The 23989-nt window shown below is 71.7% G+C and carries 20 protein-coding genes, 1 pseudogene and 1 riboswitch; of the genes and pseudogenes, 8 read left to right on the forward strand and 13 right to left on the reverse strand.

Translation table 11 applies throughout. From position 1 onward, the window contains the following. Positions 1 to 325: 325 nt before the first annotated feature. Genes AB0C66_RS04670 through glgX form a run of 5 tightly spaced genes read right to left on the reverse strand, consistent with a single transcriptional unit; the run spans position 326 to position 9851 of the window. Positions 326 to 2089, reverse strand: coding sequence for an ABC transporter ATP-binding protein (locus AB0C66_RS04670; protein ID WP_362432748.1), 1764 nt, complete (start codon positions 2087 to 2089; stop codon positions 326 to 328). Beyond that, the gene (locus tag AB0C66_RS04675; RefSeq protein ID WP_362432750.1) at positions 2086 to 3831 is read right to left on the reverse strand and encodes an ABC transporter ATP-binding protein; all 1746 of its coding nucleotides are present in this window, start codon (positions 3829 to 3831) and stop codon (positions 2086 to 2088) included. The genes AB0C66_RS04670 and AB0C66_RS04675 overlap by 4 nt, the downstream gene beginning before the upstream one ends. After that, the gene (locus AB0C66_RS04680) at positions 3828 to 5720 is read right to left on the reverse strand and encodes an ABC transporter ATP-binding protein (RefSeq protein ID WP_362432752.1); all 1893 of its coding nucleotides are present in this window, start codon (positions 5718 to 5720) and stop codon (positions 3828 to 3830) included. Before AB0C66_RS04680 ends, AB0C66_RS04675 begins: the two co-directional genes overlap by 4 nt. Further along, a complete protein-coding gene (locus AB0C66_RS04685; RefSeq protein ID WP_362432754.1) occupies positions 5717 to 7609 on the reverse strand; it encodes an ABC transporter ATP-binding protein in 1893 nt (630 codons plus the stop codon). The genes AB0C66_RS04680 and AB0C66_RS04685 overlap by 4 nt, the downstream gene beginning before the upstream one ends. Positions 7610 to 7643: 34 nt before the next feature. Further along, entirely contained in the window at positions 7644 to 9851 is a 2208-nt protein-coding gene (gene glgX / locus AB0C66_RS04690) for a glycogen debranching protein GlgX (protein ID WP_362433389.1), read from the reverse strand. Positions 9852 to 10352: 501 nt separating this feature from the next. On the opposite strand from glgX, the gene AB0C66_RS04695 reads away from it, so the two are divergent. From AB0C66_RS04695 to AB0C66_RS04715, 5 genes are all read left to right on the forward strand, one after another. After that, the gene (locus AB0C66_RS04695) at positions 10353 to 11579 is read left to right on the forward strand and encodes an Ig-like domain-containing protein (RefSeq protein ID WP_362432756.1); all 1227 of its coding nucleotides are present in this window, start codon (positions 10353 to 10355) and stop codon (positions 11577 to 11579) included. 87 nt (positions 11580 to 11666) lie between these two features. Further along, entirely contained in the window at positions 11667 to 12434 is a 768-nt protein-coding gene (locus tag AB0C66_RS04700; protein ID WP_362432758.1) for an enoyl-CoA hydratase-related protein, read from the forward strand. 278 nt (positions 12435 to 12712) lie between these two features. Next, positions 12713 to 13219 carry an ATP-binding protein gene (locus AB0C66_RS04705; protein WP_362432760.1) on the forward strand — a complete coding sequence of 169 codons (507 nt, stop codon included), beginning with the start codon at positions 12713 to 12715 and terminating at the stop codon, positions 13217 to 13219. A 471-nt stretch (positions 13220 to 13690) separates the two neighbouring features. After that, entirely contained in the window at positions 13691 to 14335 is a 645-nt protein-coding gene (locus AB0C66_RS04710; RefSeq protein WP_362432762.1) for an N-acetylmuramoyl-L-alanine amidase, read from the forward strand. Positions 14336 to 14468: 133 nt separating this feature from the next. Then, entirely contained in the window at positions 14469 to 14687 is a 219-nt protein-coding gene (locus AB0C66_RS04715) for an EF-hand domain-containing protein (RefSeq protein WP_362432764.1), read from the forward strand. Positions 14688 to 14721: 34 nt separating this feature from the next. Here AB0C66_RS04715 and AB0C66_RS04720 read toward each other — a convergent pair whose 3' ends face one another. Together AB0C66_RS04720 and AB0C66_RS04725 are read right to left on the reverse strand one after the other, a co-directional pair. Beyond that, complete coding sequence (locus tag AB0C66_RS04720) at positions 14722 to 15030, reverse strand: hypothetical protein (protein ID WP_362432767.1); 309 nt, start codon at positions 15028 to 15030, stop codon at positions 14722 to 14724. Positions 15031 to 15173: 143 nt separating this feature from the next. Continuing rightward, positions 15174 to 15716: pseudogene (locus AB0C66_RS04725) on the reverse strand (glycoside hydrolase family 25 protein); the annotation flags it as partial. A gap of 329 nt (positions 15717 to 16045) precedes the next feature. Here AB0C66_RS04725 and AB0C66_RS04730 point away from each other — a divergent pair. Beyond that, on the forward strand, positions 16046 to 16351 hold the full coding sequence (locus tag AB0C66_RS04730) for a hypothetical protein (protein WP_362432769.1): 306 nt from the start codon (positions 16046 to 16048) through the stop codon (positions 16349 to 16351). Positions 16352 to 16455: 104 nt separating this feature from the next. Here AB0C66_RS04730 and AB0C66_RS04735 read toward each other — a convergent pair whose 3' ends face one another. Next, positions 16456 to 16629, reverse strand: coding sequence for a CsbD family protein (locus tag AB0C66_RS04735; RefSeq protein ID WP_362432771.1), 174 nt, complete (start codon positions 16627 to 16629; stop codon positions 16456 to 16458). 196 nt (positions 16630 to 16825) lie between these two features. On the opposite strand from AB0C66_RS04735, the gene AB0C66_RS04740 reads away from it, so the two are divergent. Beyond that, positions 16826 to 16996, forward strand: a complete 171-nt coding sequence (locus AB0C66_RS04740; protein ID WP_362432774.1) for a hydrophobic protein — start codon at positions 16826 to 16828, stop codon at positions 16994 to 16996. Between the two features lie 546 nt (positions 16997 to 17542). On the opposite strand, the gene AB0C66_RS04745 is transcribed toward AB0C66_RS04740, so the two are convergent. From AB0C66_RS04745 to gcvT, 5 genes are all read right to left on the reverse strand, one after another. Next, complete coding sequence (locus AB0C66_RS04745) at positions 17543 to 18274, reverse strand: hypothetical protein (RefSeq protein WP_362432776.1); 732 nt, start codon at positions 18272 to 18274, stop codon at positions 17543 to 17545. 61 nt (positions 18275 to 18335) lie between these two features. Next, positions 18336 to 19718: an L-serine ammonia-lyase gene (locus tag AB0C66_RS04750; RefSeq protein ID WP_362432778.1), complete on the reverse strand. Its 1383-nt coding sequence runs from the start codon at positions 19716 to 19718 to the stop codon at positions 18336 to 18338. 85 nt (positions 19719 to 19803) lie between these two features. After that, a complete protein-coding gene (gene glyA, locus AB0C66_RS04755) occupies positions 19804 to 21069 on the reverse strand; it encodes a serine hydroxymethyltransferase (RefSeq protein ID WP_362432780.1) in 1266 nt (421 codons plus the stop codon). Positions 21070 to 21092: 23 nt separating this feature from the next. Then, positions 21093 to 21470 (reverse strand): glycine cleavage system protein GcvH, encoded by a 378-nt coding sequence (gene gcvH, locus AB0C66_RS04760; RefSeq protein WP_362432782.1) that lies wholly within the window; start codon positions 21468 to 21470, stop codon positions 21093 to 21095. Positions 21471 to 21594: 124 nt separating this feature from the next. Beyond that, positions 21595 to 22722, reverse strand: coding sequence for a glycine cleavage system aminomethyltransferase GcvT (gene gcvT, locus AB0C66_RS04765; RefSeq protein ID WP_362432785.1), 1128 nt, complete (start codon positions 22720 to 22722; stop codon positions 21595 to 21597). A gap of 160 nt (positions 22723 to 22882) precedes the next feature. Next, positions 22883 to 22994, reverse strand: a riboswitch (glycine riboswitch). A gap of 195 nt (positions 22995 to 23189) precedes the next feature. On the opposite strand from gcvT, the gene AB0C66_RS04770 reads away from it, so the two are divergent. After that, positions 23190 to 23840: an AAA family ATPase gene (locus AB0C66_RS04770; protein WP_362432787.1), complete on the forward strand. Its 651-nt coding sequence runs from the start codon at positions 23190 to 23192 to the stop codon at positions 23838 to 23840. Positions 23841 to 23989 lie beyond the last annotated feature (149 nt).

The following is a 23989-nucleotide window of genomic DNA, read 5'->3' on the forward strand; positions in this document are numbered from 1 at the left end:
ACATATGTGCTGTGTCCGTATTTCGGAAGACGTGGTGTTATTCCGGACGTCTGGCGAGACGGTGGGATGTCAGCGGTGCCTCTGCCTCCTGGCATCGTGCCGTCCGGCTGGGCCGCGCCGGAGCCGCTGGGCTCCTGGCCCATGCCGAACGGCGCCGGCCGCGCCGGGGGTTCGCCCGCTGCGGTCCGGGCCCGGTTCGAGGAAGAGCGCGCCCCGGTCGCGGGCGGCCGTCGAGGGCGTACCGCCGCAGCGCCGGGAGCGCACCGGGGCCGCTTCGCCGCCGAGGCCGACGCCCCGTCCCTGGGCTGGAGCGCCGGGCCGCGGCTCAGGTGGACGGCGGCGCGGGGGCGTCGCCGTGCCAGGAGTGCCAGAGCGCGGCATAGGCCCCGCCACGGGCCACCAGCGCGTCATGGGTGCCCAGTTCGGTGAGTCGGCCGTCCTCCATCACCGCCACCCGGTCCGCGTCATGCGCGGTGTGCAGCCGGTGGGCGATGGCGATCACCGTCCGGCCCTGGAGGACGGCGGCCAGCGCCCGTTCGGCGCGGCGGGCGGTGCCGGGGTCCAGCAGGGCGGTGGCCTCGTCGAGGATCAAGGTGTGCGGATCCGCCAGGACCACTCGGGCCAGGGCAAGTTGCTGCGCCTGCGCCCCGTCCGCCGGATGGGCCGACGGGCCCAGTTCGGTGTCCAGGCCGGACGGCAGCTCGTCGTACCAGTCGGCGCCGACGGCCGTGAGCGCGGCGCGCAGTTCGGCGTCGGTGGCCGAGGGCGCGGCGATCAGCAGATTGTCCCGGAGGGTCGCCAGGAACACATGGTGCTCCTGGGTGACCAGCACGATCTGCCGCCGCAACTGCTCGGGACCGAGCCGGGAGACCGGGACGCCGCCGACCGTCACCGTGCCGGTGCGCGGTGCGTCGATCCCCGCCATGAGCCGCCCCAGCGTGGTCTTGCCCGCACCGGACGGACCGACCAGGGCCAGCCGCTCACCGGGCCGCACCGTGAGCCCGACGCCGTGCAGCACATCGCCCCCGCCCTCGTACGCGTAAGCCACCCCGGACACCTCGATCCGGTCGCCGTCCGGGACCACCGCGGTGTCCGGGACCGCCGACGGGGCCTGGCCCACGCCCTCGACCCGGGCGAACGAGGCACCGCTGCTCTGGAGTTGCTCCACCCCCATCAGCACCACGTCCAGCGGTTCGGTCAGCTGCCGCAGATACAGCGCGGCGGCCACCACGGCGCCCACGCTCACCACGGAGTGGCGGTGCAGCACACTGCCGACCAGCAGCACCCCCGCCACCGGGACGAGGTAGCAGATCTCCACCGCCGGGAAGAACCGGCTGCGCAGCGACAGCGTCCGCAGCCGGGTGCGGCGGCAGGCGGCGATCGCCTCCCGGCTGGCCCCGATCCGTCGCCGCTGGAGTCCGAAGGCGTCGACCGTACGGGCCCCGGCGGCGGTGGCCGTGAGGATCTCGGCCAGTGCCGAGTTGGCCGCGCCTTCCGCCAGATACGCGGTGCGGGCCCGCCGCAGATACCAGCGCACGGCGAACCAGATGCCCATCAGTCCCAGCGCCCCGCACCCACCGAGCACCGGATCGAGGACGAACAGCGCCCCGAAGACGAACAGCACCTGTACCGCGGCGATCAGCATCTCCGGCCCCACATCCCGCAGAGTGGTGCCGACCGCGGTCACATCCGCGGTGCCACGGGCCGTCAGATCCCCGGTGCCCGCGCGCTCCACCACCGAGGCGGGCAGCGCCAGGGCCCGGTCCACGAACCCCTCGCGCACCCGGGCCAGGGTGCGCTCCCCGAACCGGTGCGCGGTGTACCGGGCCCAGCGCGCCAGCAGCAGCTGCACGAGCGCGCACACCACGAGGGCGCCGGCCAGCCGGTCCACCGCGGCCGCCCCGGCGCCCTCCCGGACCCGGTCCACGATCCGGCCGACCAGCCACGGACCGGCCAGCGCCGCCACCGCCGCCAGCCCGTTGAGCAGCAGGACGAGGGCGAACGCCCGCTTGTCGGCGGCGATCAGCAGGGCCGCCGCCCGGCGCACCCGGGCCGGACCGGCGACGGGCAGGGACCTCGGCGCCGTCATCGGGCGTCCTCCTCACACCACATGTCCGCCGCCCCCTCCTCGCCACCGCGGGAGACCAGCCGTCGATAGCCGGGCTCCTGCGCCAGCAGCCTGTGATGGCCCGCGCCGACGGCCGCCACCTTCCCGTCGACCAGGTAGTACACCCTGTCCGCCCGCGCCAGCAGCAGCGGTGAGGTGCTGGTGACCACCGTCGTCCGGCCGGACCGCGCGGTGCGCAGCCGCTCCGCGACCGCCGCCTCGGTATGCGCGTCCAGCGCCGAGGTGGGCTCGGACAGCATCAGCACCTCGGGGTCGGCCAGCAGCGCCCGCACCAGCCGGATCCGCTGCCGCTGCCCGCCGGAGAGATTCCGCCCCTGGGCCTCTACCGCCGAATCCAGGCCGTCCGGCAGCGCGTCGGCGATATCCCGCGCCACGGCCGTACGCAGTGCCCGGCGGATCTCCGCCTCATCGCGGTCCGTACGCCCGCTGACCACCTCGCGCAAGGGGCCCGCGAAGAGATCGGCCTCGTGGTCCGCGAGCAGGATCCGCGCCCGCACCTGATCCACCGCCACCTCGTCCAGCCGTACCGCGCCCCAGGTGGCCTCCGACTCCGTGAACCCGCCGAGCCGGTCCAGTACCGCGGCGGACTCCGCGGGCCGGGCGGACACCAGCGCGGTCAGCGCGCCCGGCCGCACCTCGACCCCGGACGCCGGATCGCGCAGTACGGACGGCTCCACCGGGGCGTCCCCCGTCGCCCCGCCGGTGGCGTCCGGCTCCAGGGACAGGAAGCGCACCACCCGGCGGGCGGCGACCAGACCACGGCTGATCTGGTAGCAGCACTCCAGCAGGAACGCCACCGGCATCGCGAGCATCGCCACATAGCCGTAGACCGAGACCAACTCGCCCACGGTGAGCTCGCCTTGTGCGGCCGGCCGGGCCGCCAGCCAGGTGACCACCGCGAGGAACAGCGCGGGTCCGCCCACGCCCAGGGCCTGGATCCAGCTGGTCACCGCGCCGACCCGGTAACCCCGGTCCCGTAACTCCCGTGACCGGAGCCGGAAGGCGTCGGCGAACAGCTCCTTGCCGCCGAGGCCGCCCAGCACCCGCAGCCCTCCGGCGAGATCCGCGATCCGGGCGGTCAGCTCCCCCTGCCGCTCGCGGTACGCCCCCTCCGCGCCCTGGAGCCGCCCCAGCAGCGGGCCGACCACCACCGCCAGCACCGGCACCCCCAGCAGCACCACCACCGAGAGCAGCGGGGAGACCGCCAGCAGCAGCCCGGCCACCACCGCATACGCCACCGCCGCGCCCAGCCCGGGGCCGACCACGGTCAGCGACTGGCTGATCTGCTGGACATCGCTGATGCCGATGGTGGCCACCTCGCCGGTGGCGGTCTGCCGGGACAGCGCGGCACCCAGCCGGGTCGTCTGCCCCACCACCACTTTGACGGTGCGCAGATTGGCGTCCATCCGCAGCCGGGTCATGGTGCGGTGCCGCATCACGCTCACCCAGGCGTTGAACACCCCGATGCCCAGCAGCACCGCGACCCAGCCGGTCAGCGCCGCCGTGTCCCCGGGCACCAGTCCGTCGTCGATGGCGCGGGAGAGCACATACGGGCTGAGCGCCAGCAGCACCATCCACACCGTGCCCAGCGCCGCGCCCGCGGCGGCGCGGTGCGGCTGCCGGGCCAGCAGCCACCACAGGTACCGTCCGGGGCCCCGGCGGTCCGGGGTGCCCGGTTCGCCGTACGCGTCCACCGGGCTCATACGAGACTGTCCCGCCACGCCTGGTGCAGCGCGGCGAACCGGCCCTCGCCGGAGATGAGTTCATCCGGTGCGCCGTCCTCCACGATCCGGCCGTCGGCCATCACCAGCACCCGGTCGGCGATCTCGACGGTGGACAGCCGGTGCGCGATGACCACGGCGGTCCGGCCGCGCAGCACCGTGTGCATGGCGTGCTGCACCGCGCGCTCGCCCGGGATGTCGAGGGAGGAGGTGGCCTCGTCGAGGATGAGCACCGAAGGATCGGCGAGCAGCGCCCGGGCGAAGGCCACCAGCTGACGCTGGCCCGCCGAGATCCGGCCACCGCGCTTGCGGACGTCGGTGTCGTAGCCGTCGGGCAGGGCGGTGATGAAGTCATGGGCGCCGATCGCCTTGGCCGCCCGCTCGACCTCCGCGCGGGTGGCGTCCGGGCGGCCGATGGCGATGTTGTCCGCGACCGTGCCGGAGAACAGGAACGCCTCCTGCGTCACCATCACCACCCCGCGCCGCAGCTCGGGGGTGGCGAGGCCGCGCAGATCCACCCCGTCCAGCAGCACCCGCCCCTCGGTGGGGTCGTAGAACCGGGCGAGCAGCTTGGCCAGGGTGGATTTGCCCGCGCCGGTGGCGCCCACCACCGCCACCGTCTGCCCGGCGGGCAGGGTCAGCCCGAAGCGGGGCAGCACCTCGCCGCCGGTGCGGTAGGCGAAGCGCACCGCGTCGAAGACGACCTCCCGGCCCGGGGCGTCCGCCGGGCGCGGCGGCAGCGGCGTGGGGTCGGCGGGCTCGGGTACGGAGGGCCGCTGCGCCAGCAGGCCCGCGATCTTCTCCAGCGAAGCGGCCGCCGACTGATAGGAGTTGAGGAACATCCCGAGCCGGTCGATCGGGTCGTAGAGCCTGCGCAGATAGAGCGCCGCCGCGGCCAGCACCCCGAGCGCGAGCCCGCCGGAGGCGACCCGGTGGGCGCCCCACAGCACGAGCGCGGCCACCGCCGTGTTGGCCACCAGCCGGGAGCCGACCACATAGCGCGCCATCTCCAGGATCGCGTCGCCGTTGGACCGCTCATGGCGGCGGTTCAGCTCATGGAAGCGGGCGTCATTGGCGCGCTCCCGGCGGAACGCCTGCACCGGGCGGATGCCGTTCATGGTCTCGGTGAACGCCACGATGACGGCGGCGATGGCCGTCGACCGCTCGCGGTACACCCGCATGGAGCGGCGCTGGAAGGAGCGGATGAGCAGGTACAGCGGCCAGAAGGAGAGCACCGCCGCGCCACCGAGACCCCAGTCCAGATACAGCAGTGTGGCCGAGATGTAGACGGCCGCCAGGGCGACGCCGAGCAGCTCCTCGAGCCCCTCGTTGAGCAGTTCGCGCAGCGATTCGACATCGGTGGTGGCACGCGAGATCAGCCGCCCGGAGGTGTAGCGCTCGTGGAAGTCCACGCTGAGGACCTGGGCATGGCGGAAGATCCGGCCGCGCACCTCCAGCAGTACGTCCTGGCTGATCCGGGCCCAGGAGCGGATGAACGCGTACTGGAGGGCGCCGGAGGCCAGCGCACAGCCCAGATAGCCCGCGCCGACCGCGATCAGCGGCCCCCGGTCGCCGTCGCGGAAGGCGGGCACCGCGCGGTCGATCGCGTACGCCACCAGCAGCGGACCGGCCTGTACGGCGGCCTGCTGGAGGAGCAGCAGCACGGTGGTCAGCCAGACACGGGGCCGGTGCGGGGAGAGCAGCGAGCGCAGCAGCGCGAATGAGGCGCCCTTGGGGGCGGGCAGCGCATCGCCGTCGAACGGATCGGCCTCGGCCCGGTCCGCGCTCCCCGCCGCGGGCGGCGCGGTGCGTGCGCCACCGCCCCGCTCGTCGTCCTCCGCCGTCGGCGGGCCCGTCGCGGTCGTGGTCATCGGTGGTCCTCCCCCTTCTCGCCCTCGTGCCGGGAGCCCTCGTGCCCGGAGCCCCCCGAGCCCCCGTCCCCCGAGCTCTCCTCCCCGGACATCAGGTGCCGGTACTCGGCGCTGTCACGCAGCAGTTGCTGATGGGTGCCGACGGCGGTGATCCGGCCCTCGGAGAGCAGCGCGACCCGGTCGGCGAGCAGCACGGTGGAGGGGCGGTGGGCGACGACGAGCGCCGTCGTGGTGGCCAGCACCTGCCGCAGCGCGGCCTCCACCAGCGCCTCGGTATGGACGTCCAGCGCGGACAGCGGATCGTCGAGCACCAGGAAGCGCGGCCGCCCGACGACGGCCCGGGCCAGCGCGAGCCGCTGCCGCTGTCCGCCGGACAGGCTCAGCCCCTGCTCACCGACCTGAGTCCGGTCGCCCTCCGGCAGCGCGTGCACGAAGTCGGCCTGGGCCACCTCCAGGGCGCGCAGCAGATCGGCCCGCTCGGCGCCGTCCGCGCCCATCAGCACGTTCTCCCCGGCGGTCGCGGAGAACAGGGTGGGCTCCTCGAAGGCGACCGCGACCAGGGCCCGCAGTTCCTCGCGGGGGAGTGCGGTGATATCCCGTCCGTCCAGGGTGATCCGGCCGCGGGTGGGCTCCTGGAGCCGGGGCACCAGCGCGGTCAGCGTGGTCTTGCCGGAGCCGGTGGCGCCGACCAGCGCCATGGTCTCGCCGGGACGGATGTGCAGATCCACACCGCGCAGCACCGGCGGGGCGTCCACGGGCGCGTCCGGATGGGCGAACTCCACGCCCTCGAACCGCAGTCCGCCGCCGGACCGGTCCCGCTGCCGGGGCACCACGGCCTCCCCGGCGGGCGCGGGCCGGTCGGCGGCCGCGGCCGGGACCTCGCCCATCACCTCGAAGTAGCGGTCGGTCGCGGTCGCCGCGTCCTGGCTCATCGCGAGCAGGAAGCCGAGCGACTCCACCGGCCAGCGCAGCGTCATCGCCGTGGACAGGAAGGCCACCAGGGTGCCCGCGGACAGCTCACCGTCGGCCACCCGCACCGTGCCCAGCACCAGCGCCGCGCCGATCGCCAGCTCCGGCAGCGTCATGATCAGCGCCCAGATGCCGGCCAGCAGCCCGGCTTTGTGCAGCTCGGTCTTCCGGACGCCCCGCGACAGCGTCCGGAAGGCGCGGGCCTGGCTGCGGTGGCGGCCGAAGCCCTTGACGATCCGGACCCCGAGCACCCCCTCCTCGACCACCGTGGTCAGATCGCCGGTCTGGTCCTGGACGGCGCGGGCGACGGTCGCGTAGCGCTTCTCGAAGTACGAGCAGAGGACCATCAGCGGCACCGCCGGGACCACCAGAACCAGTCCCAGCGTCCATTCCTGCGACAACAGCAGTACGAACCCGGCCAGGATGGTCACCCCGTTGACCACCAGGAAGGTGAGCGGGAAGGCCAGGAACATCCGCAGCAGCATCAGATCGGTGGTGGCGCGCGACAGCAGCTGACCGGAGGCCCAGCGGTCGTGGAAGGAGACCGGCAGCCGCTGGAGATGGCGGTACAGACCGGCGCGCATCTCCGCCTCGACGGACGCCAGCGGCCGGGCCACCAGCCAGCGCCGCAGCCCGAACAGCCCGGCCTCGGCCATCCCGAGCGCCAGCAGCAGGGCGCCGCCCAGCCACACCCCGCCCGGATCGCGGTCGGCGACGGGCCCGTCCACCATCCACTTGAGGACCAGCGGGATCGCCAGCCCCAGACAGGAGGCCACGATCGCCACCGGGACCGCGGTGAACAGCCGAGCCCGCACCGGGCGCACATACGGCCACAGCCGCAGCAGCGAACGGGTGGCGGAGCGGCGCCGCGGGGCGGCTCCGCTCTCCTGGGCCCGGGGTGGTGCACTGGTCGTTGCCATCAGGAGCGAGATTACGGTTCGCCGCTGACAGCTCTCACTCGGTTTTTTGTCGTAGGTCCGGGAGCGGGAGGGCGCGCAGCAGCAGAACCGAGCGCTCCGGGAGCTCCAGGGGAACGCCCGCCGGGTGCCGGGTGCGCGGAGGCGCGCCCTGGTCCTCGCGCGAGGTGTCGAGGAGGAGCTCGTACCCCGGGGCCCAGGGCGGACCGGGCAGGGTGAAGGACAGCGGCTCCGGCCCCGCGTGCAGCAGTACGAGGAAGCTGTCGTCGCCGACCGGGCCGCCGCGCGGATCGCGCTGGGGGAGGTCATGGCCGGAGAGGTAGACCCCCAGCGCGGTGGTCGGCGCGTACCAGTCCGCCTCGGTCATCTCGGTGCCGGCCGGGGTGAACCAGGCGAGGTCGCGCACCCCGTCGGACGGCCGGGCCCGGCCGGTGAAGAAGACGGGGCGGCGCAGCACCGGATGGTCCCGGCGCAACCGCACCAGCCGGGCGGTCAGCTCGGTCAGCGCCGCCCAGCCGGGGTCCTCCAGCAGCGACCAGTCCACCCAGCCGGTCTCGTTGTCCTGGCAGTACGCGTTGTTGTTGCCGCCCTGGGTGCGGCCGAGCTCATCGCCCGCCACCAGCATCGGCACCCCGGTGGACAGCAGCAGGGTGGACAGCAGACCGCGCAGCTGGCGGCGGCGCAGCGCCCGTACCCCGGCGTCGTCCGTCTCGCCCTCGGCGCCGCAGTTCCACGCGCGGTTGTCATCGGTGCCGTCGCGATTGCCCTCGCCATTGGCCTCGTTGTGCTTGCGTTCGTAGGAGACCAGGTCGCGCAGGGTGAAGCCGTCGTGGGCGGTGATGAAGTTGACCGAGGCGTACGGGCGGCGGCCGCCCCAGCCGTAGAGGTCGCTGGAGCCGGACAGCCGGTAGCCGAGGTCGCGGACATCGGGCAGCGCACCGCGCCAGAAGTCGCGGACCGCGTCCCGGTAGCGGTCGTTCCACTCGGCCCACAGCGGGGGGAAGGCACCGACCCGGTAGCCCCCGGGCCCCACGTCCCACGGTTCGGCGATCAGCTTGACCCGGCGCAGCACCGGGTCCTGGCCGACGGCCGACAGGAACGGGGCGAGCATGTCGACGTCCCGCTCGGTACGGGCCAGCGCGCTGGCCAGATCGAAGCGGAAGCCGTCCACCCCCATCTCGGTCACCCAGTAGCGCAGGGAATCCGTGATCAGGCGCAGCACCTGCGGCCGCAGCACATGCAGGGTGTTGCCGCAGCCGGTGACATCGGCGTAGCGGCGCGGGTCCGGCTGGAGCCGGTAGTAGCCGCGGTTGTCGACACCGCGCAGCGAGAGGGTGGGCCCCAGCTCCCCCGCCTCGGCGGTGTGGTTGTAGACGACGTCGAGGATCACTTCGATCCCGGCCCGGTGCAGGGCGCGCACCATCCGCCGGAACTCGGCCACCTGCTGGCCGCGGCTGCCGGTGGCCGCGTAGGCGGCGTGCGGGGCGAAGTAACCGATGGTGTTGTAGCCCCAGTGGTTGCGCAGCCCCCGGCGCAGCAGATGGTCCTCATGGGCGAACTGGTGCACCGGCAGCAGCTCCACCGCGGTGACCCCGAGCCGGGTGAGGTGCTCGACGGCGGCGGGGTGGGCCAGACCGGCGTAGGTGCCGCGCAGTTCGGGCGGGACCCCGGGGTGGCGCATGGTGAAGCCGCGCACATGGAGCTCGTAGATGACCGACTCGTCCCAGGGGGTGCCGGGGCGCGGCTCCTCGCCTCCGTGGCTGTCCTCGTCACCGACGACCACCCCCTTGGGGACGTACGGGGCGGAGTCGCGGTCGTCGCGCACGGTGTCGGCCACCTGCTGCTGCGGCCAGTCCCGCATGTGGCCGTAGACCTCCGGCGGAAGCGCGAACTCGCCGTCCACGGCGCGTGCGTAGGGATCGAGCAGCAGCTTCGCCGGGTTCCAGCGGGCGCCGGTCCACGGGTCCCAGCGGCCGTGGACGCGGTAGCCGTAGCGGCGGCCGGGCCCCACGCCGGGGACGAAGCCGTGCCAGATCCCGTGGGTCTGCTCGGTGAGCGGGCAGCGGGCCTCGCTGCCGTCCTCGTCGAACAGGCACAGCTCGACGGCTTCCGCACCGCCCGCCCACAGGGCGAAGTTGGTGCCCGGCACCCCGTCCGGCCCCCGGCACACCCGCGCGCCCAGCGGCTCCGGACCGCCGGGCCAGGGCCGCGGGCCCGTGGCCGGGACACCGCGCGGGGCGGGCAGTGCGGCGGAACGGCCTTCGGCGAGGCCGCCGGGTGCCGCGGTGGCCGTGGTGCGGTGGCCGGAGGCCCCGTCAAACGCCGCGGCCGGACGCGGTGCCGGGCCCGCATCCGGCTCCGGAGACCCGCCCGGCGCCGTCTCCCGCTCCACTGCTTTGGACACGTCGGCCTCCGGCGGCTCACGGCTCACCCGCCCGCCCCGGCGGGGCACGGCGGACAGCGCCTCATGGTGGGCCGGCGGCCCCGGCGGCGTCCCGTGCCGCGCGGAAGTGCCCCCGCCCTCGGAGCTGTTCTGCCCGTAATACCGGCGGCGCTCACGTGTCCGGTGCGCGCCGGGGGCGGCGACGGCACGGCCGCTCCCCGGTGACCGCTCCCACCTGGGACTGAACCGTAACAATCAGGGGCAGTCCACTGTCACCACCGTGTGATTACCTATCGCCGAGCGCGCCTGCGCGTGTGGTTCGGGGTCGCCGCCGATGCGGGGCCCGCGGAGGGGAGAGCTGTTGTGACGGTGCGGCCGATATCGGGGGCGGGGACGGCGCGGGGCCGCGGGGGCCCGCTGGCGCTGGTTCTCGGGGCGTTGCTGGTCCTGGTGACCGCATGCGGCGGAGGCGGCGGCTCCGGCGACGGGGACGGGAACAAGGACGACAAGAGCGCCGAGAGCAAGGCGTCGCGGGCGCGGGTGACGATCGCGCCCAAGGACGGCGCCAAGGGCGTCGACACCAGCGGCGAGCTCAAGGTCACCGCCGCCAAGGGCAAGCTCACCTCGGTCACCGTCAAGGACGCCGACGGCAAGCGGATCGACGGGAAGATCGCCAAGGACGGGAAGAGCTGGCGCCCCGAGGCCCCTCTCGGCGCGGACACCCGCTATACGGTGGCCGCGGTCGCCAAGGACTCCGAGGGCCGCGCCGCCACCCGGCAGGCGAAGTTCACCACGCTGCGCCCCAAGGAGACCTTCCTCGGGACCTACACCCCCGAGGACGGTTCCACGGTCGGCGTCGGGATGCCGGTCTCGCTCCGCTTCAACCGCGGTATCACCGACCCGGCGGCGGTCGAGAAGGCGATCGGGGTCAGCGCCTCCCCGTCGGTGCCGATCGAGGGCCACTGGTTCGGCAACGACCGGCTGGACTTCCGCCCCGAGAAGTACTGGAAGGCCGGCACGAAGGTGACGCTGCGGCTGAACCTGGACGGGGTCGAGGGCCGCCCCGGCGTCTACGGCGAGCAGCGGAGGACCGTGAAGTTCACCGTCGGCCGCAGCCAGGTCTCCGTCGTGGACGCCAAGTCCAAGAAGATGACGGTCAAGCGCGACGGCAAGACCCTCAAGACCATCCCGATCACCTCCGGCGGTCCCGGCAACGAGACCTACAACGGCAAGATGGTGATCAGCGAGAAGCTCAAGGTGACCCGGATGGACGGGGACACGGTCGGCTTCGGCGACGCGTACGACATCAAGGACGTCCCGCACGCCATGCGGCTGTCCACCTCGGGCACCTTCATCCACGGCAACTACTGGGCGGGCAAGCCGACCTTCGGCTCCGCCAACGTCAGCCACGGCTGTGTCGGTCTCTTCGACCAGCGCGGCGGCGGTGACCGCTCCACCCCCGCGGCCTGGTTCTTCCGTGAGTCGCTGCTCGGTGACGTGGTCGTGGTGAAGAACTCGAAGGACCGGACCATTCAGCCGGACAACGGGCTCAACGGCTGGAACATGTCCTGGGAGAAGTGGAAGAAGTAGCCCTGCGCCGGTTCTCGCCGGGGGCTCCGGCACCGGCCGCCCGCCCCACCCTCGCCGAGCCATGTGAACCGGCGCTAACCTGCGCTCATGACTGTGAACCTCGAGGTTGCCGACGGCGTTGCCACCTTCCGCCTGGACCGCCCCCCGATGAACGCGCTGGACGTCGCCACCCAGGACCGGCTGCGCGAGCTCGCCGCCGAGGTGACCCGCCGGGACGATGTCCGGTCCGTGGTCATCTGGGGCGGGGAGAAGGTGTTCGCGGCGGGCGCGGACATCAAGGAGATGCGGGAGATGGACCACGCCGCGATGGTGGCCCGCTCCGGTGCGCTCCAGGAGTCCTTCACCGCCATCGCCCGGATCCCCAAGCCCGTGGTCGCCGCCGTGACCGGCTACGCCCTCGGCGGCGGCTGTGAGCTGGCGCTGTGCGCCGACTTCCGGATCGCCGCGGAGAACGCCAAGCTGGGCCAGCCCGAGATCCTGCTGGGTCTGATCCCCGGCGCGGGCGGCACCCAGCGGCTGTCCCGGCTGGTGGGCCCGTCCAAGGCCAAGGACCTCATCTTCACCGGCCGCCAGGTCAAGGCCGACGAGGCGCTGACCATGGGCCTGGTGGACCGGGTGGTTCCGGCCGAGGAGGTCTACGAGCAGGCGCGCGCCTGGGCGGCGAAGCTGGCCCAGGGGCCCGCCATCGCGCTGCGCGCGGCCAAGGAGTCGGTGGACCGTGGCCTGGAGACGGACCTCGACACCGGGCTCACCATCGAACGCGGTTGGTTCGCGGGGCTGTTCGCCACCGAGGACCGGGAGATCGGTATGCGCAGCTTTGTCGAGGACGGTCCCGGGAAGGCCAAGTTCTCCTAGGGAACGAGCAGTTCCGCTCAGCGTCACCAAAAAGGCCGCCGCCGCGCATGCCCCGTGCGAGCGAATTTTCTTCGCCATCGGTCGGCGGCCCCTTGTCCGGTTCCGGTACGCTGGGTGATCACGCGGATGCGCGGAGATATCGCTGGTCAGATGAGGGATTATGCCCCTCTGGCTGCCATTGGCATATGTCGGATCCGGTTTGTGGAGCCTAGGGCTCCGGTGTTCGGAATCCCATGGTTCCGCCCCGGACGCCTCTGTGGGCGGCCATGATGGGGGGCATGGCGGGCTTGGAGGGTATGGAGCAGCCGCGGCAGCGCACGGGAACGGCTGCGGTCCGGCGGATGCCGTCAGTCGACGAGGATCGGGCTCTCAGAGCGCTCGAGCTGTTCGGCAACCCCGCGGTCGAGGAGGTGCGGCTGCCCTCCCTCCCGGAATCCGCGGGTACCGCCCGTCGGCTGGCCGAGTATGTGGTGGTGCGCGACTGGGGCCTGGGGGCCCAACTCGCCGAGTACGCCGTGCTGCTCGTCTCCGAGCTCGTGGGGAACGCGGTCCGGCACACCGGCGCCCGCACCTTCGGTCTGCGGATGCTCCAGCGGCGCGGCTGGATCCGGGTCGAGGTGCGCGATCCCTCGCGGGGGCTGCCGTGTCTTTTGCCGGTGGGGGACCTCGACACCAGTGGGCGCGGGCTGATGCTGGTGGACCAGCTCTCCCAGCGGTGGGGGGTGGATCTGCTGCCGTGCGGCAAGTCGACCTGGTTCGAGATGCGGGTGAACGACGGCGGCTGACCCCGGTCGAAGATGGCCGAATGCCGACCCCGCGGTGTCCGGATCATGGACGCGGAAGAGGCCCCGAGCCGTCGGTGTGTCGGTGACGGCAAAGGGCCTCTCCGGCCCCGGTGCGCGGCGGAAGGGGTGTGGCCGCGGCAGCCGGGTGAACGACCTGGCCCGGGTCAATGGGGGTCGCGGCCCCGACTATCGCAGAGACGGTAGAGCACTTCCAAGCCAATCAAAGGTGAGCTGTGACACTTGCCTTGCTAAGGCTGGGTAGAAGCGCACTTTTCCTTTGTTGTCCACTTCTGCGCGATGAATTTCCACTGGTCCATACCGTGACGCGCAAACTTTCTTTGCCCGCCGGTCCTTGGCATGGCCCTGTCGAGCACCCACCATGGAACCGCGCTACGCGCGTCACACCCCCTGTGACACCCCCCATGCACACGTCACATCCCCCCTGTCCCGGCTACGCATTCGGGAGCCCCCATGGAAGCGCACGGCCGCACCCCCAACCGCCGAACCCTGCTCCGCTCGGGCGCGTTAATCGCGACCGCGTCCCTCGGAGCCGCCACCGTCGCCGGCAGCGCCCACGCCACCGACGCCTCCGCCACCTCCACCGGCAGACGCCGTCGCCGCACCGCCGCCGCCGACTATCCCCCCACCCACTGGATCCCGGCCAGCAGCTCCAACTACCGCGTCTCGGACCGCCCGGCCTCGTATCCGATCGAGCTCGTCGTGATCCATGTGACACAGGAGACGTTCCAGGACGCGATGAAGATCTTCCAGGACCCGGCCAAACAGGTCTCCGCGCACTACATGGTCGCCTCGGCCGACGGCTATATCGGGCAGTTCGTGCGCGAGAAGGACGTCGCCTGGCACGCGGGCAACACCGACTACAACAACCGCAGCATCGGCATCGAGCACGAGGGCTGGGTGGACCAACCCGAGTGGTTCACCGACGCGTTGTACGAGTCGTCCGCGGCCCTCACCGCCGCCGTCTGCGACCGGTTCGCCATCCCCAAGGACCGTGAGCACATCATCGCCCACAGCGAGGTCCCCGGCACCGACCACACCGACCCCGGCCCGCTCTGGGACTGGGACCGCTATATCGACCTCGTCAACGGGGCCTGACCCCACCCCGGACGCGATCCGTCACCGGCGGCCGTGACCACGGCCGCCGGTGACCGTGACCACGGCCGCCGGGACGCCGCCCGCGGGCCCGCTAATCTGTGCGGGTCAGACAGACCCACAGAAGGGGCGGAAAGTGGCGGACATCGAGGCGGCGCGCAAGGCGTTCGAGCGGTTCGACCTGAACGGCGACGGTCAGATCACCGCGGCCGAGTACAAGAGCGTGATGGCGCAGCTGGGTGACCCCTATGTCACCGAGCCCGTCGCCCAGGCCGTCATCAACGCGCATGACTCCAACGGTGACGGGCTGCTCACCTTCGACGAGTTCTGGGCGGCCCAGAGCGCGGCCAACTGATCGGACCGGGCCGCACGGCGGCGCCGCGGGCGCGTCAGCGCCAGCCGCGCCGCTGTGCGCTCGCCCGCCGTCTGCGGTCGTTGCACAGCAGGCAGCGGCCGTAGCCGGGCGGCAGCGGATCGTCCGGATCCCCGTACAGCGGATCGACGGCCCCGCGCGGATGCTCGGCACAGCCCGTGGCGCCATGCTCGGCCGTGAGCGCCCCGGCCGCGCTCAGCGCCCGGCGCAGGGCATCGGTGAGCAGCTCGGTCTCCCGCCCGGAAGGCGCGGCGTCGAGCGCGAACGCGATATCCGAGGCGGTGGTGAGCGCGCTGCGGAGTTCGCGCAGATCTGCGTAACTCATACCGGGCAGCGTAGGCGCGCCCACTGACAGTGCCCCTGCGGGCGGTGCTACGCCCCGCTCTCCTCACGCTCCGGCTGCTCCGGCCGCTCCTCCTCGTCGCCGTCGCCCAGGTCCTCGAGCGCGTGCGCCACCCGGCTGACCGCGGCCCACGCCTTCAGCGAGGTCTTGCTGGAGAAGTCCGCCACGTCCTTGTCGAGCGGACTGTCGGTGTACTGGTGGATCCGCCACTTCGCCTGGATGCGCGGCTTGCCCGCCGTCACATAGTCCGCGATCCACAGCCCGTCCCCGGCGTAGGACGTGGTGTCGTGGTTGAGCCAGAAGCTGCGGTTGCAGTAGAGCAGTACGCGGTGGCTCGGGCGCAGCTTCTTGACCTCCCGGATGAACCGGTCCTTCTCGGCGTTGCTGGCGCGGGTGCCCGAGCCGGTGGTCTCCCAGTCGACGGCGAGCAGATCGTGCTCCTGCGACGCGCACTTCTCGACGAAGTAGCGTGCCTGCGCGGGGATGTTGCCGGGCCACAGGAAGTGGTAGAAGCCGACGACGCACCCCGCCGAGCGGGCGCGGGACGCCTGGGACGTCTGCTTGGGGTTGATGTACGACCGTCCCTCGGTGGCCTTGATGAAGACGAAGGCCAGTCCGTCCGGGTCGAAGCTGGACTGGTGCGAACTCACGTCGATGCCGTGCAGCATGGTGCCTGCCTCATGGGGGAGGTGTGGGGAGAGAGTGCTGTCCTTGTCATGCCCGGTCCAGGACCCTATGCAACGGGATGCCGGGGAGCGTATCTCGTTTGCGCAAACGAATGATTTCGCCAGGAAGAGCGTCGGCGTGCTCCGGCGGCATGCTACGAGGCGACCGGCCGTTCTTCGCTCCCGGCACACCTCTCGTTGCCTGAGTTATCAGAGTTCTTGATGTGAACTCGTGGACGCTCATTGGCATGTGTTGAATGAGTTATGCCCGGTGGCCGAATGGGGTCGACGGGCGCTTTCTTGTTCCTTATGACAAGAGCGGAGTAAAGGCTATGCGCACTTTCTTGAACGTGGCGGCTGTGGCCCTCGCCGGAACGGCCCTCGTGGCCTCCGCCGGGGTGGCCTCCGCGGCGACGCCGTCGGCTTCCGCCGCGGTTCCCTCCTGTGTGGTCGCCGATGAGCAGTTCCTGGGCACGGTCTGGGTGAACCTCACCAACAACTGCTCCACCCAGCAGCGGGTGAAGGTCGTGTACCAGGACCGGGTGGACGAGACCTGTTACACCCTGAAGCCGGGCGGGACCGCCACCAGCCGCCTCGCCTTCAACATCGCGCACTTCGACCGGCTGGTCAGCTGCTGACACCGCCCCTGAGCTGAGCGGGTATTCATGAGAGCGGGCCCGCCACGTCCTTGGGGGACGTGGCGGGCCCGAACGTCGCTCTCGGAGCCGCGGCGCTGCGCGGCTCAGCGGCGGAACGCGTCCTTCATCTTCTCCTTGGCCTGGCGGGTGTCGCCTTTGGCCTGCTCGGCCCGGCCCTCGGCGGTCAGCCGCTCATTGCCCACGGCGCGACCGGCGGCCTCCTTGGCCTTGCCCTTCGTCTGCTCCGTCTTGGCCTTGGCCTTCTTGTTCTCAGCCACCGCACTCACTTCCCAGGAACTCGACTGCAAGGTGCTGCCCTCCGACTATCCGCGTACGGCGGAGTCAAACATCCGCCGCCCCTCCGGCGGCGGGAAAACCTGCTCCAGTTCCCCTTGGCGGTGGTATGAAACCAACGGAATTCCAAGGCGTGAACCATGGAATGCGGGGCACTCGTCGTGTCGGAGGTTGATAACTATGGTTCCCCTGCTTCTCGTCCTACTGCTCGCCCTGGTTCTCTTCGGCGCGGGATTCGCGCTCAAGGCACTCTGGTGGATTGCCGTTATCGTCCTCGTCGTGTGGCTGCTCGGCTTTGTCGCCCGCACCACCGGAGCGGGCGGCCGCCGGAGCCGCTGGTACCGCTGGTAGCCGCCGTCCGGACCGACGACCGTCCGTCCGGATGACAGCTGACGAGAAGGGCCCGCCCCACCGGGGCGGGCCCTTCTCGTCAGCTGTCGCGAGCGGGAAAAGGAGCGGGCCCGAGGGTTTGGCCATCCCCCGGGCCCTGTGGTGCCGCCTTCTGCGCACGCCCGACCGTGTCGTCACGGGTCACTTTGATGTCGTCGTGTTCTTCCATTGAACTACCGCCCCAGGAAAGCGGGGTGGGCCGGACTTGAACCGGCATCCGACGACCGAGCCCGTGCCGGGTCGCTCAAGCGATCGGCGGCGAATGCTGAGGCTGGAGCAAGAGTCTGAGATTGAACGCGTGCCACGGGCGGAATGGTCCGCCGAAGACTGGGGGCTAAACCCAGCGACCTCCGGACACAGCCATTCCCCTCTCGTGACCGAGTGCTCGGGGGAGGTGGTCATACCTCTCCGGTGCAGCCGCGTGTATCACGACGAGCTTCAGTTTCAGCTTGCGCTCCTCGCGCACCCCCTACCGCCTTTTCGGGGCGGTACGGGGAGTTCATGACGCTACCCGAAGAGGTAGCCGAAGACCACGTCGCCCACGCGCTGGTCGGTGACCTCGGCGCCATTGGCCTCCTCGCGGGCGAACTTGACCGCCTGCTGGAGCTTCTCCACCCGGGTCAGCACCTCGTTGACCCGGCGGGCGGGAAGCGCGCCGGAGAACTTCACGGTCGTCCAGTAGCCGACCGGGATGTCCTCGTAGTACACCTCGACCTGCGCCGGGTGCTTCTCCGTGGCCTCCGCCTTCACATGGTTGCGCGGCACCTTCTTGGTGCGGACCGTCCGCACGGCCTCGGTCTTCCACGAGTCCGTGGACGGGTCCAGCGTCCAGAACTCCGCCCCGTCGAGCGTCGGCAGCCGCCGGATGAAGCCCCCGAGGTCGGCCAGCTGCTTCTCCAGGAACAGCAGGTACGACACGGGCACCTCGCGCAGCAGCGTCCGCCCCTCGACCTCGATGTCCGCGCGGGCCTCGCAGTTGGCCCAGTCCTTGGTGGCGGTGACATCGAACAGCCGGGTCAGCGTCGCCGCGGCGTCACGGAGCACGTCCTCCGCCTTGACCTGCACCCGCGTCGACTCGGGCGGCAGTTGCTCACCCTCCTCGTCCTTCGGCTGGTACGTCCGGGAGATACCCGCCAGCAACGCCGGCTTGTCCAGCCCGCGCTGGGCCGCCGTCAGGTCCTGCTGGACCTTGGACTTGACGCCCTTCTCCACTGCGATGATCTGATTGAGTTTCGCCACGTCACGCACGCTAGCAGCCCCAACCGACCGCCCTCGAACCGTTATTCGGCCGGGCCGCCGGTCAGCACTCGATGACGTTCACCGCGAGCCCGCCCCGCGCCGTCTCCTTGTACTTGACCTTCATATCGGCGCCGGTCTCCTTCATGGTCTTGATGACCTTGTCGAGGGAGACATGGTGGCGGCCGTCGCCGCGGAGGGACATCCGGGCGGCGGTGACGGCCTTGACGGAGGCCATGCCGTTGCGTTCGATGCAGGGGATCTGGACGAGGCCGCCGACCGGGTCGCAGGTGAGGCCGAGGTTGTGTTCCATGCCGATCTCGGCGGCGTTCTCGACCTGTTCGGTGGAGCCGCCCAGGACCTCGGCGAGGCCGCCGGCGGCCATGGAGCAGGCGGAGCCGACCTCGCCCTGGCAGCCGACCTCGGCGCCGGAGATGGACGCGTTCTCCTTGAAGAGCATGCCGATCGCGCCCGCGGCGAGGAGGAAGCGGATGACGCCTTCCTCGTCGGCGCCGGGGACGAAGTTCACGTAGTAGTGGAGGACGGCGGGGATGATGCCGGCCGCGCCGTTGGTCGGGGCGGTGACGACGCGGCCGCCGGCCGCGTTCTCCTCGTTGACCGCCATCGCGTAGAGGGTGACCCACTCCATCGCGTGGGCGGCCTGGTCGCTCTCGGCGCGCAGCGCGCGGGCGGCGTTGGCGGCGCGGCGGCGGACCTTGAGGCCGCCGGGGAGGATGCCCTCACGGGACAGTCCGCGGGCGACACAGGACTGCATGACCTGCCAGATCTCCAGCAGCCCCGCGCGGATCTCCTCCTCGGTGCGCCACGCCTTCTCGTTCTCCATCATCAGCGCGGAGATGGACAGGCCGGTCTCTCGGGAGAGCCGCAGCAGTTCGTCGCCGGTGCGGAAGGGGTGGGCCAGCACGGTGTCGTCGAGCTTGATGCGGTCCTCGCCGACCGCGTCCTCGTCGACGACGAAGCCGCCGCCGACCGAGTAGTAGGTCTTCTCCAGCAGCGGGACGCCCTCGGCGTCGTACGCCTGGAGCGTCATGCCGTTGGCGTGGTACGGCAGCGAGCGGCGGCGGTGCAGCACCAGCTGGGAGGACTCATCGAAGTCGATCTCGTGGCCGGGGCCGATCTCGGCGTCCAGCAGCCGCAGCCGCTTGGTGGTGCGGATGCGCTCCACCTGGTCGTCGGCGGTCTCGACGTCGACGCTGCGCGGGGAGTGGCCCTCGAGGCCGAGCAGTACGGCCTTCGGGGTGCCGTGGCCGTGGCCGGTGGCGCCGAGCGAGCCGAAGAGCTCGGCGCGTACGGCGGTGGTGTGGGCGAGCAGGCCCTCGTTCTTCAGACGGCGGACGAACATCCGCGCCGCTCGCATCGGTCCGACCGTATGCGAGCTGGAGGGGCCGATGCCGATCGAGAACAGATCGAAGACGGAGATGGCCACCGGTGAACTCCTTTGTCTGCACGGGGGCGTGCGGTGGTGCGGGTGCGGGGGGCGCCGGGGCCGGCGCCCCCCACGGCCGGTCCTGTTACTTGCCCAGGCCCGGGTAGAGCGGATGCTTGTCGGCCAGCGCCGTGACCCGGGCCTTGAGCGCCGCGGCGTCGTACGACGGCTTGAGGGTCTCCGCGATCACGTCGGCGACCTCGTGGAAGTCGTCGGTGGTGAAGCCGCGGGTGGCCAGTGCCGGGGTGCCGATCCGCAGACCCGAGGTGACCATCGGGGGCCGGGGGTCATGGGGGATGGCGTTGCGGTTGACGGTGATGCCGACCTCGTGGAGCCGGTCCTCGGCCTGCCGCCCGTCCAGCTCCGAGTCGCGCAGGTCGACCAGGACGAGGTGGACGTCGGTGCCGCCGGACAGTACGGAGACGCCCACCTCGGCGACGTCGGGCCGGGTCAGCCGCTCCGCGAGGATCCGGGAGCCCTCGAGGGTGCGCTCCTGGCGCTCCTTGAAGGCCGAGCCCGCCGCGACCTTGAAGGACACCGCCTTCGCCGCGATGACATGCTCCAGCGGGCCGCCCTGCTGGCCGGGGAAGACCGCCGAGTTGATCTTCTTGGCCAGCTCCTGCGTCGAGAGGATCACTCCGCCGCGGGGGCCGCCCAGGGTCTTGTGGGTCGTGGTGGTCACCACATGGGCGTGCGGTACGGGCGAGGGGTGCAGCCCGGCCGCCACCAGGCCCGCGAAGTGGGCCATGTCCACCATCAGATAGGCGCCGACCTCGTCGGCGATCCGCCGGAAGGCGGCGAAGTCCAGCTGACGCGGATAGGCCGACCAGCCCGCGATCACCATCTTGGGGCTGTGCTCCTTGGCCAGCCGCTCGACCTCGTCCATGTCGACCAGGCCGGTCCGCGGGTCCACGTGGTAGGGCACCACGTTGTAGAGCTTGCCGGAGAAGTTGATCTTCATGCCGTGGGTGAGGTGGCCGCCGTGCGCCAGGTCCAGACCCAGGATGGTGTCACCGGGGGAGAGCAACGCGACCATGGCGGCCGCGTTGGCCTGGGCGCCGGAGTGCGGCTGCACATTGGCCGCCTCGGCGCCGAAGAGCTCCTTCACCCGGTCGATGGCGATCTGCTCGACCACATCGACGTGCTCACAGCCGCCGTAGTAGCGGCGGCCGGGGTAGCCCTCGGCGTACTTGTTGGTCAGGACCGAACCCTGGGCCTCCATGACGGCCACCGGAGCGAAGTTCTCCGAGGCGATCATCTCCAGGGTGGACTGCTGGCGGTGGAGCTCGGCGTCGACGGCGGCGGCGACGTCCGGGTCGAGCTCATGAAGGGAGCTGTTGAGAAGCGACATCAGGGTCCCGATCGAGAGGAGGGTCAGTTTTCGCAGAAGGCGGTGTAGTCATCGGCGGAGAGCAGGTCGTCCGGCTCGTCCGTCACCCTCACCTTGAACAGCCAGCCGCCCTCGAAGGAGGCGGAGTTCACCAGCGCCGGGTCGTTCACGACGTCCTCGTTGATCTCGGTGACCTCTCCGCTGACCGGGGCGTAGAGGTCGCTCACCGACTTCGTGGACTCCAGCTCGCCACAGCTCTCACCGGCGGTGACGGTGGCGCCCACCTCCGGAAGCTGGACGTAGACGACATCGCCGAGCGAGTTGGCCGCGAACTCGGTGATGCCGATCGTCGACACACCGTCCTCGGTGGCCGACAGCCACTCGTGCTCCTTGCTGTAGCGCAGCTGCTGGGGGTTGCTCATGGTCCGATTCTCCTGGATGCGAGGGAGTGATGAGGAACGGGTCTTGGCTGATGGGACGGGGTGGGCGCGCCGGAGGGCACTCCGTGCCGGTGAGGTGGCGCCCGGTGACGGCCGACCGGAGCGGTCAGCGCTCCCGCCGGTAGAAGGGGAGGGCGACAACCTCGTACGGCTCACGGGTACCGCGGATGTCCACGGCCACGCCCTCGGTACCGGGCTCGGCGTGCTCCGCGTCCACATAGGCGATGGCGAGGGGCTTGCCGAGAGTGGGGGAGGGGGCACCCGAGGTGACCTCGCCGATCACCGCGCCGTCCGGGCCCACCACGGGGTATCCGGCGCGCGGCACCCGGCGGCCTGAAGCGATCAGCCCCACCAGGGCGCGCGGGGGGCGGCTCTCCGCCCGGCGCGCCGCCGCCCGGAGCGCCTCGCGCCCCACGAAGTCCCCGGTCTTCTCGAACTTCACCACCCGGCCGAGCCCGGCGTCGAAGGGGGTCGTGGCGGTGGTCAGCTCATGTCCGTACAGCGGCATCCCCGCCTCCAGCCGCAGGGTGTCCCGGCAGGAGAGACCGCAGGGCGTCAGGCCCACCGGAGCGCCCGCCTCGGTCAGCGCCTGCCACAGCCGCTCGGCGTCCGCCGGTGCGACGAAGAGCTCGAAGCCGTCCTCGCCGGTGTAGCCGGTGCGGGCGATCAGCGCGGAGACGCCCGCGACGGTGCCCGGCAGCCCGGCGTAGTACTTGAGGTTGTCCAGGTCGGCGTCGGTGAGGCTCTTGAGGATCCCGGGCGACTCCGGACCCTGGACCGCGATCAGCGCGTACGCCTCGCGGTCGTCCCGTACGGCCACGTCGAAGCCGGTGGCCCGCTCGGTGAGGGCGTCCAGCACCACCTGGGCGTTCGAGGCGTTGGCCACCACCATGAACTCTTCGTCGCCGAGGCGGTAGACGATCAGGTCGTCGAGGATGCCGCCCTCGGCGTCGCAGATCATGGTGTAGCGGGCGCGGCCCACGGCGAGCGCCGACAGGTATCCGACCAGGGCGTGGTCCAGGGCCTGCCCGGCCTGCGGACCGGTGAGAGTGATCTCACCCATATGGGAGAGGTCGAAGAGCCCGGCGCGGGTGCGCACGGCGTGGTGCTCGTCGCGCTCGCTTCCGTAGCGCAGCGGCATGTCCCAGCCGGCGAAGTCGGTCATGGTGGCGCCGAGCGCACGGTGCAGCGCGTCCAGCGCGGTGCGTCGTGGCGCGGTCGGGGCGTCGGTCATGATTCAGGCTCCAAGATCAGGATCGAGGCTGGGGCATCAAGGACGCAGAACGTCCTCCCCATCTGTCATCGGAACCTGAGAGGTTCGCCGCGACGCCCGCACGGGGTCCGGCTTGCACCTTGGGTGGAGCCACACACAGCGGCTCGCTTTTCAGATCTGCCTCGCCCGCGCGGTATGTGGGGCCTGAGAGATTCAAGGGAGGACTTGCTCCTTCGGCGCCCCGGCCGGCCGGCGACTGCCGGTGTGACCAAGGACTCTCCCGCGCGGATTCAAGCGGCCGGTATGGAGTTGCGCGGCCATCATCGCACGTACTCGCGAGAAGGGAACCCCCGGTCCGCGAGGTGACCGCCTTGATGGGCATTACCTTTTCTTGACACTCTTCGGGTACGAGCCGCAGTGACCGACCTTGGAGGACGATCACGGTGCATGGGCAGGGAACGTTTGCGACGTCACGTGGGCCCCTGCCGGTGCGGCGCGGACGCGCGCCCTCCGGGGGACCGGTCCGGCCGGGGCGCAGGGTGCCGGTGCACGATCTGCGCACCGCCGACGAGAGCCGCGCGGCCGTGCCCGAACTGCGCTATCCGGCCCACGACGTACTGGTCGCCTCCGGGCTGCCGGGCAGCGGCAAGACCACACTGATCAGCCGGACGGTCGCCCCGCTGGACGAAGAGGGCGGCACGGTGGTCCGGATCGACTCCCAGGACATGCGCGAGGCGTGGGAGCGGCGGCTGCCCGGCTGGCTGCCCTACGCGCTCTACCGGCCGCTGGTCCGCTGCGCCCACTACGCCGGGCTGCGCCGCGCGCTGCGCGCCGACGCCAGTGTGGTGGTGCACGACTGCGGCGCGCTGCCCTGGGTCCGCCGCTGGCTGGCCTGGGACACCCGGCGCCGGGGCCGGCGGCTCCATATGGTCCTGCTGGACGTGGACCCCGGGGTGGCGCTGGAGGGGCAGGCCGCCCGGGGCCGCGGGGTCTCGGGGTACGCCTTCGGACGCCACCGCCGCGCGGTGCGGCGGCTGGTCGCCGGGGTCGAGGCGGGACGGCCGCCGCAGGGCTGTGCCTCCGCGGTGCTGCTGGACCGGGAGGCGACCAGCGCGCTGCGGGGCATCTCCTTCGAATGAGGCACTCCGCGCACGCCGCCTCGAAGGACGCACTCCGCGCGCCGTCCGGACGCCGCGCAGCGCGCCCGGGTGGGGATGTGGTGTGGAGATGGGGACGTGTCCGATGGCCTTGCGCCGCCCAGCGGTTAGGCTGCTGAGGCAGGTCGGAC

The organism is Streptomyces sp. NPDC048636, from assembly GCF_040650655.1.
Taxonomy (GTDB): Bacteria; Actinomycetota; Actinomycetes; order Streptomycetales; family Streptomycetaceae; genus Streptomyces.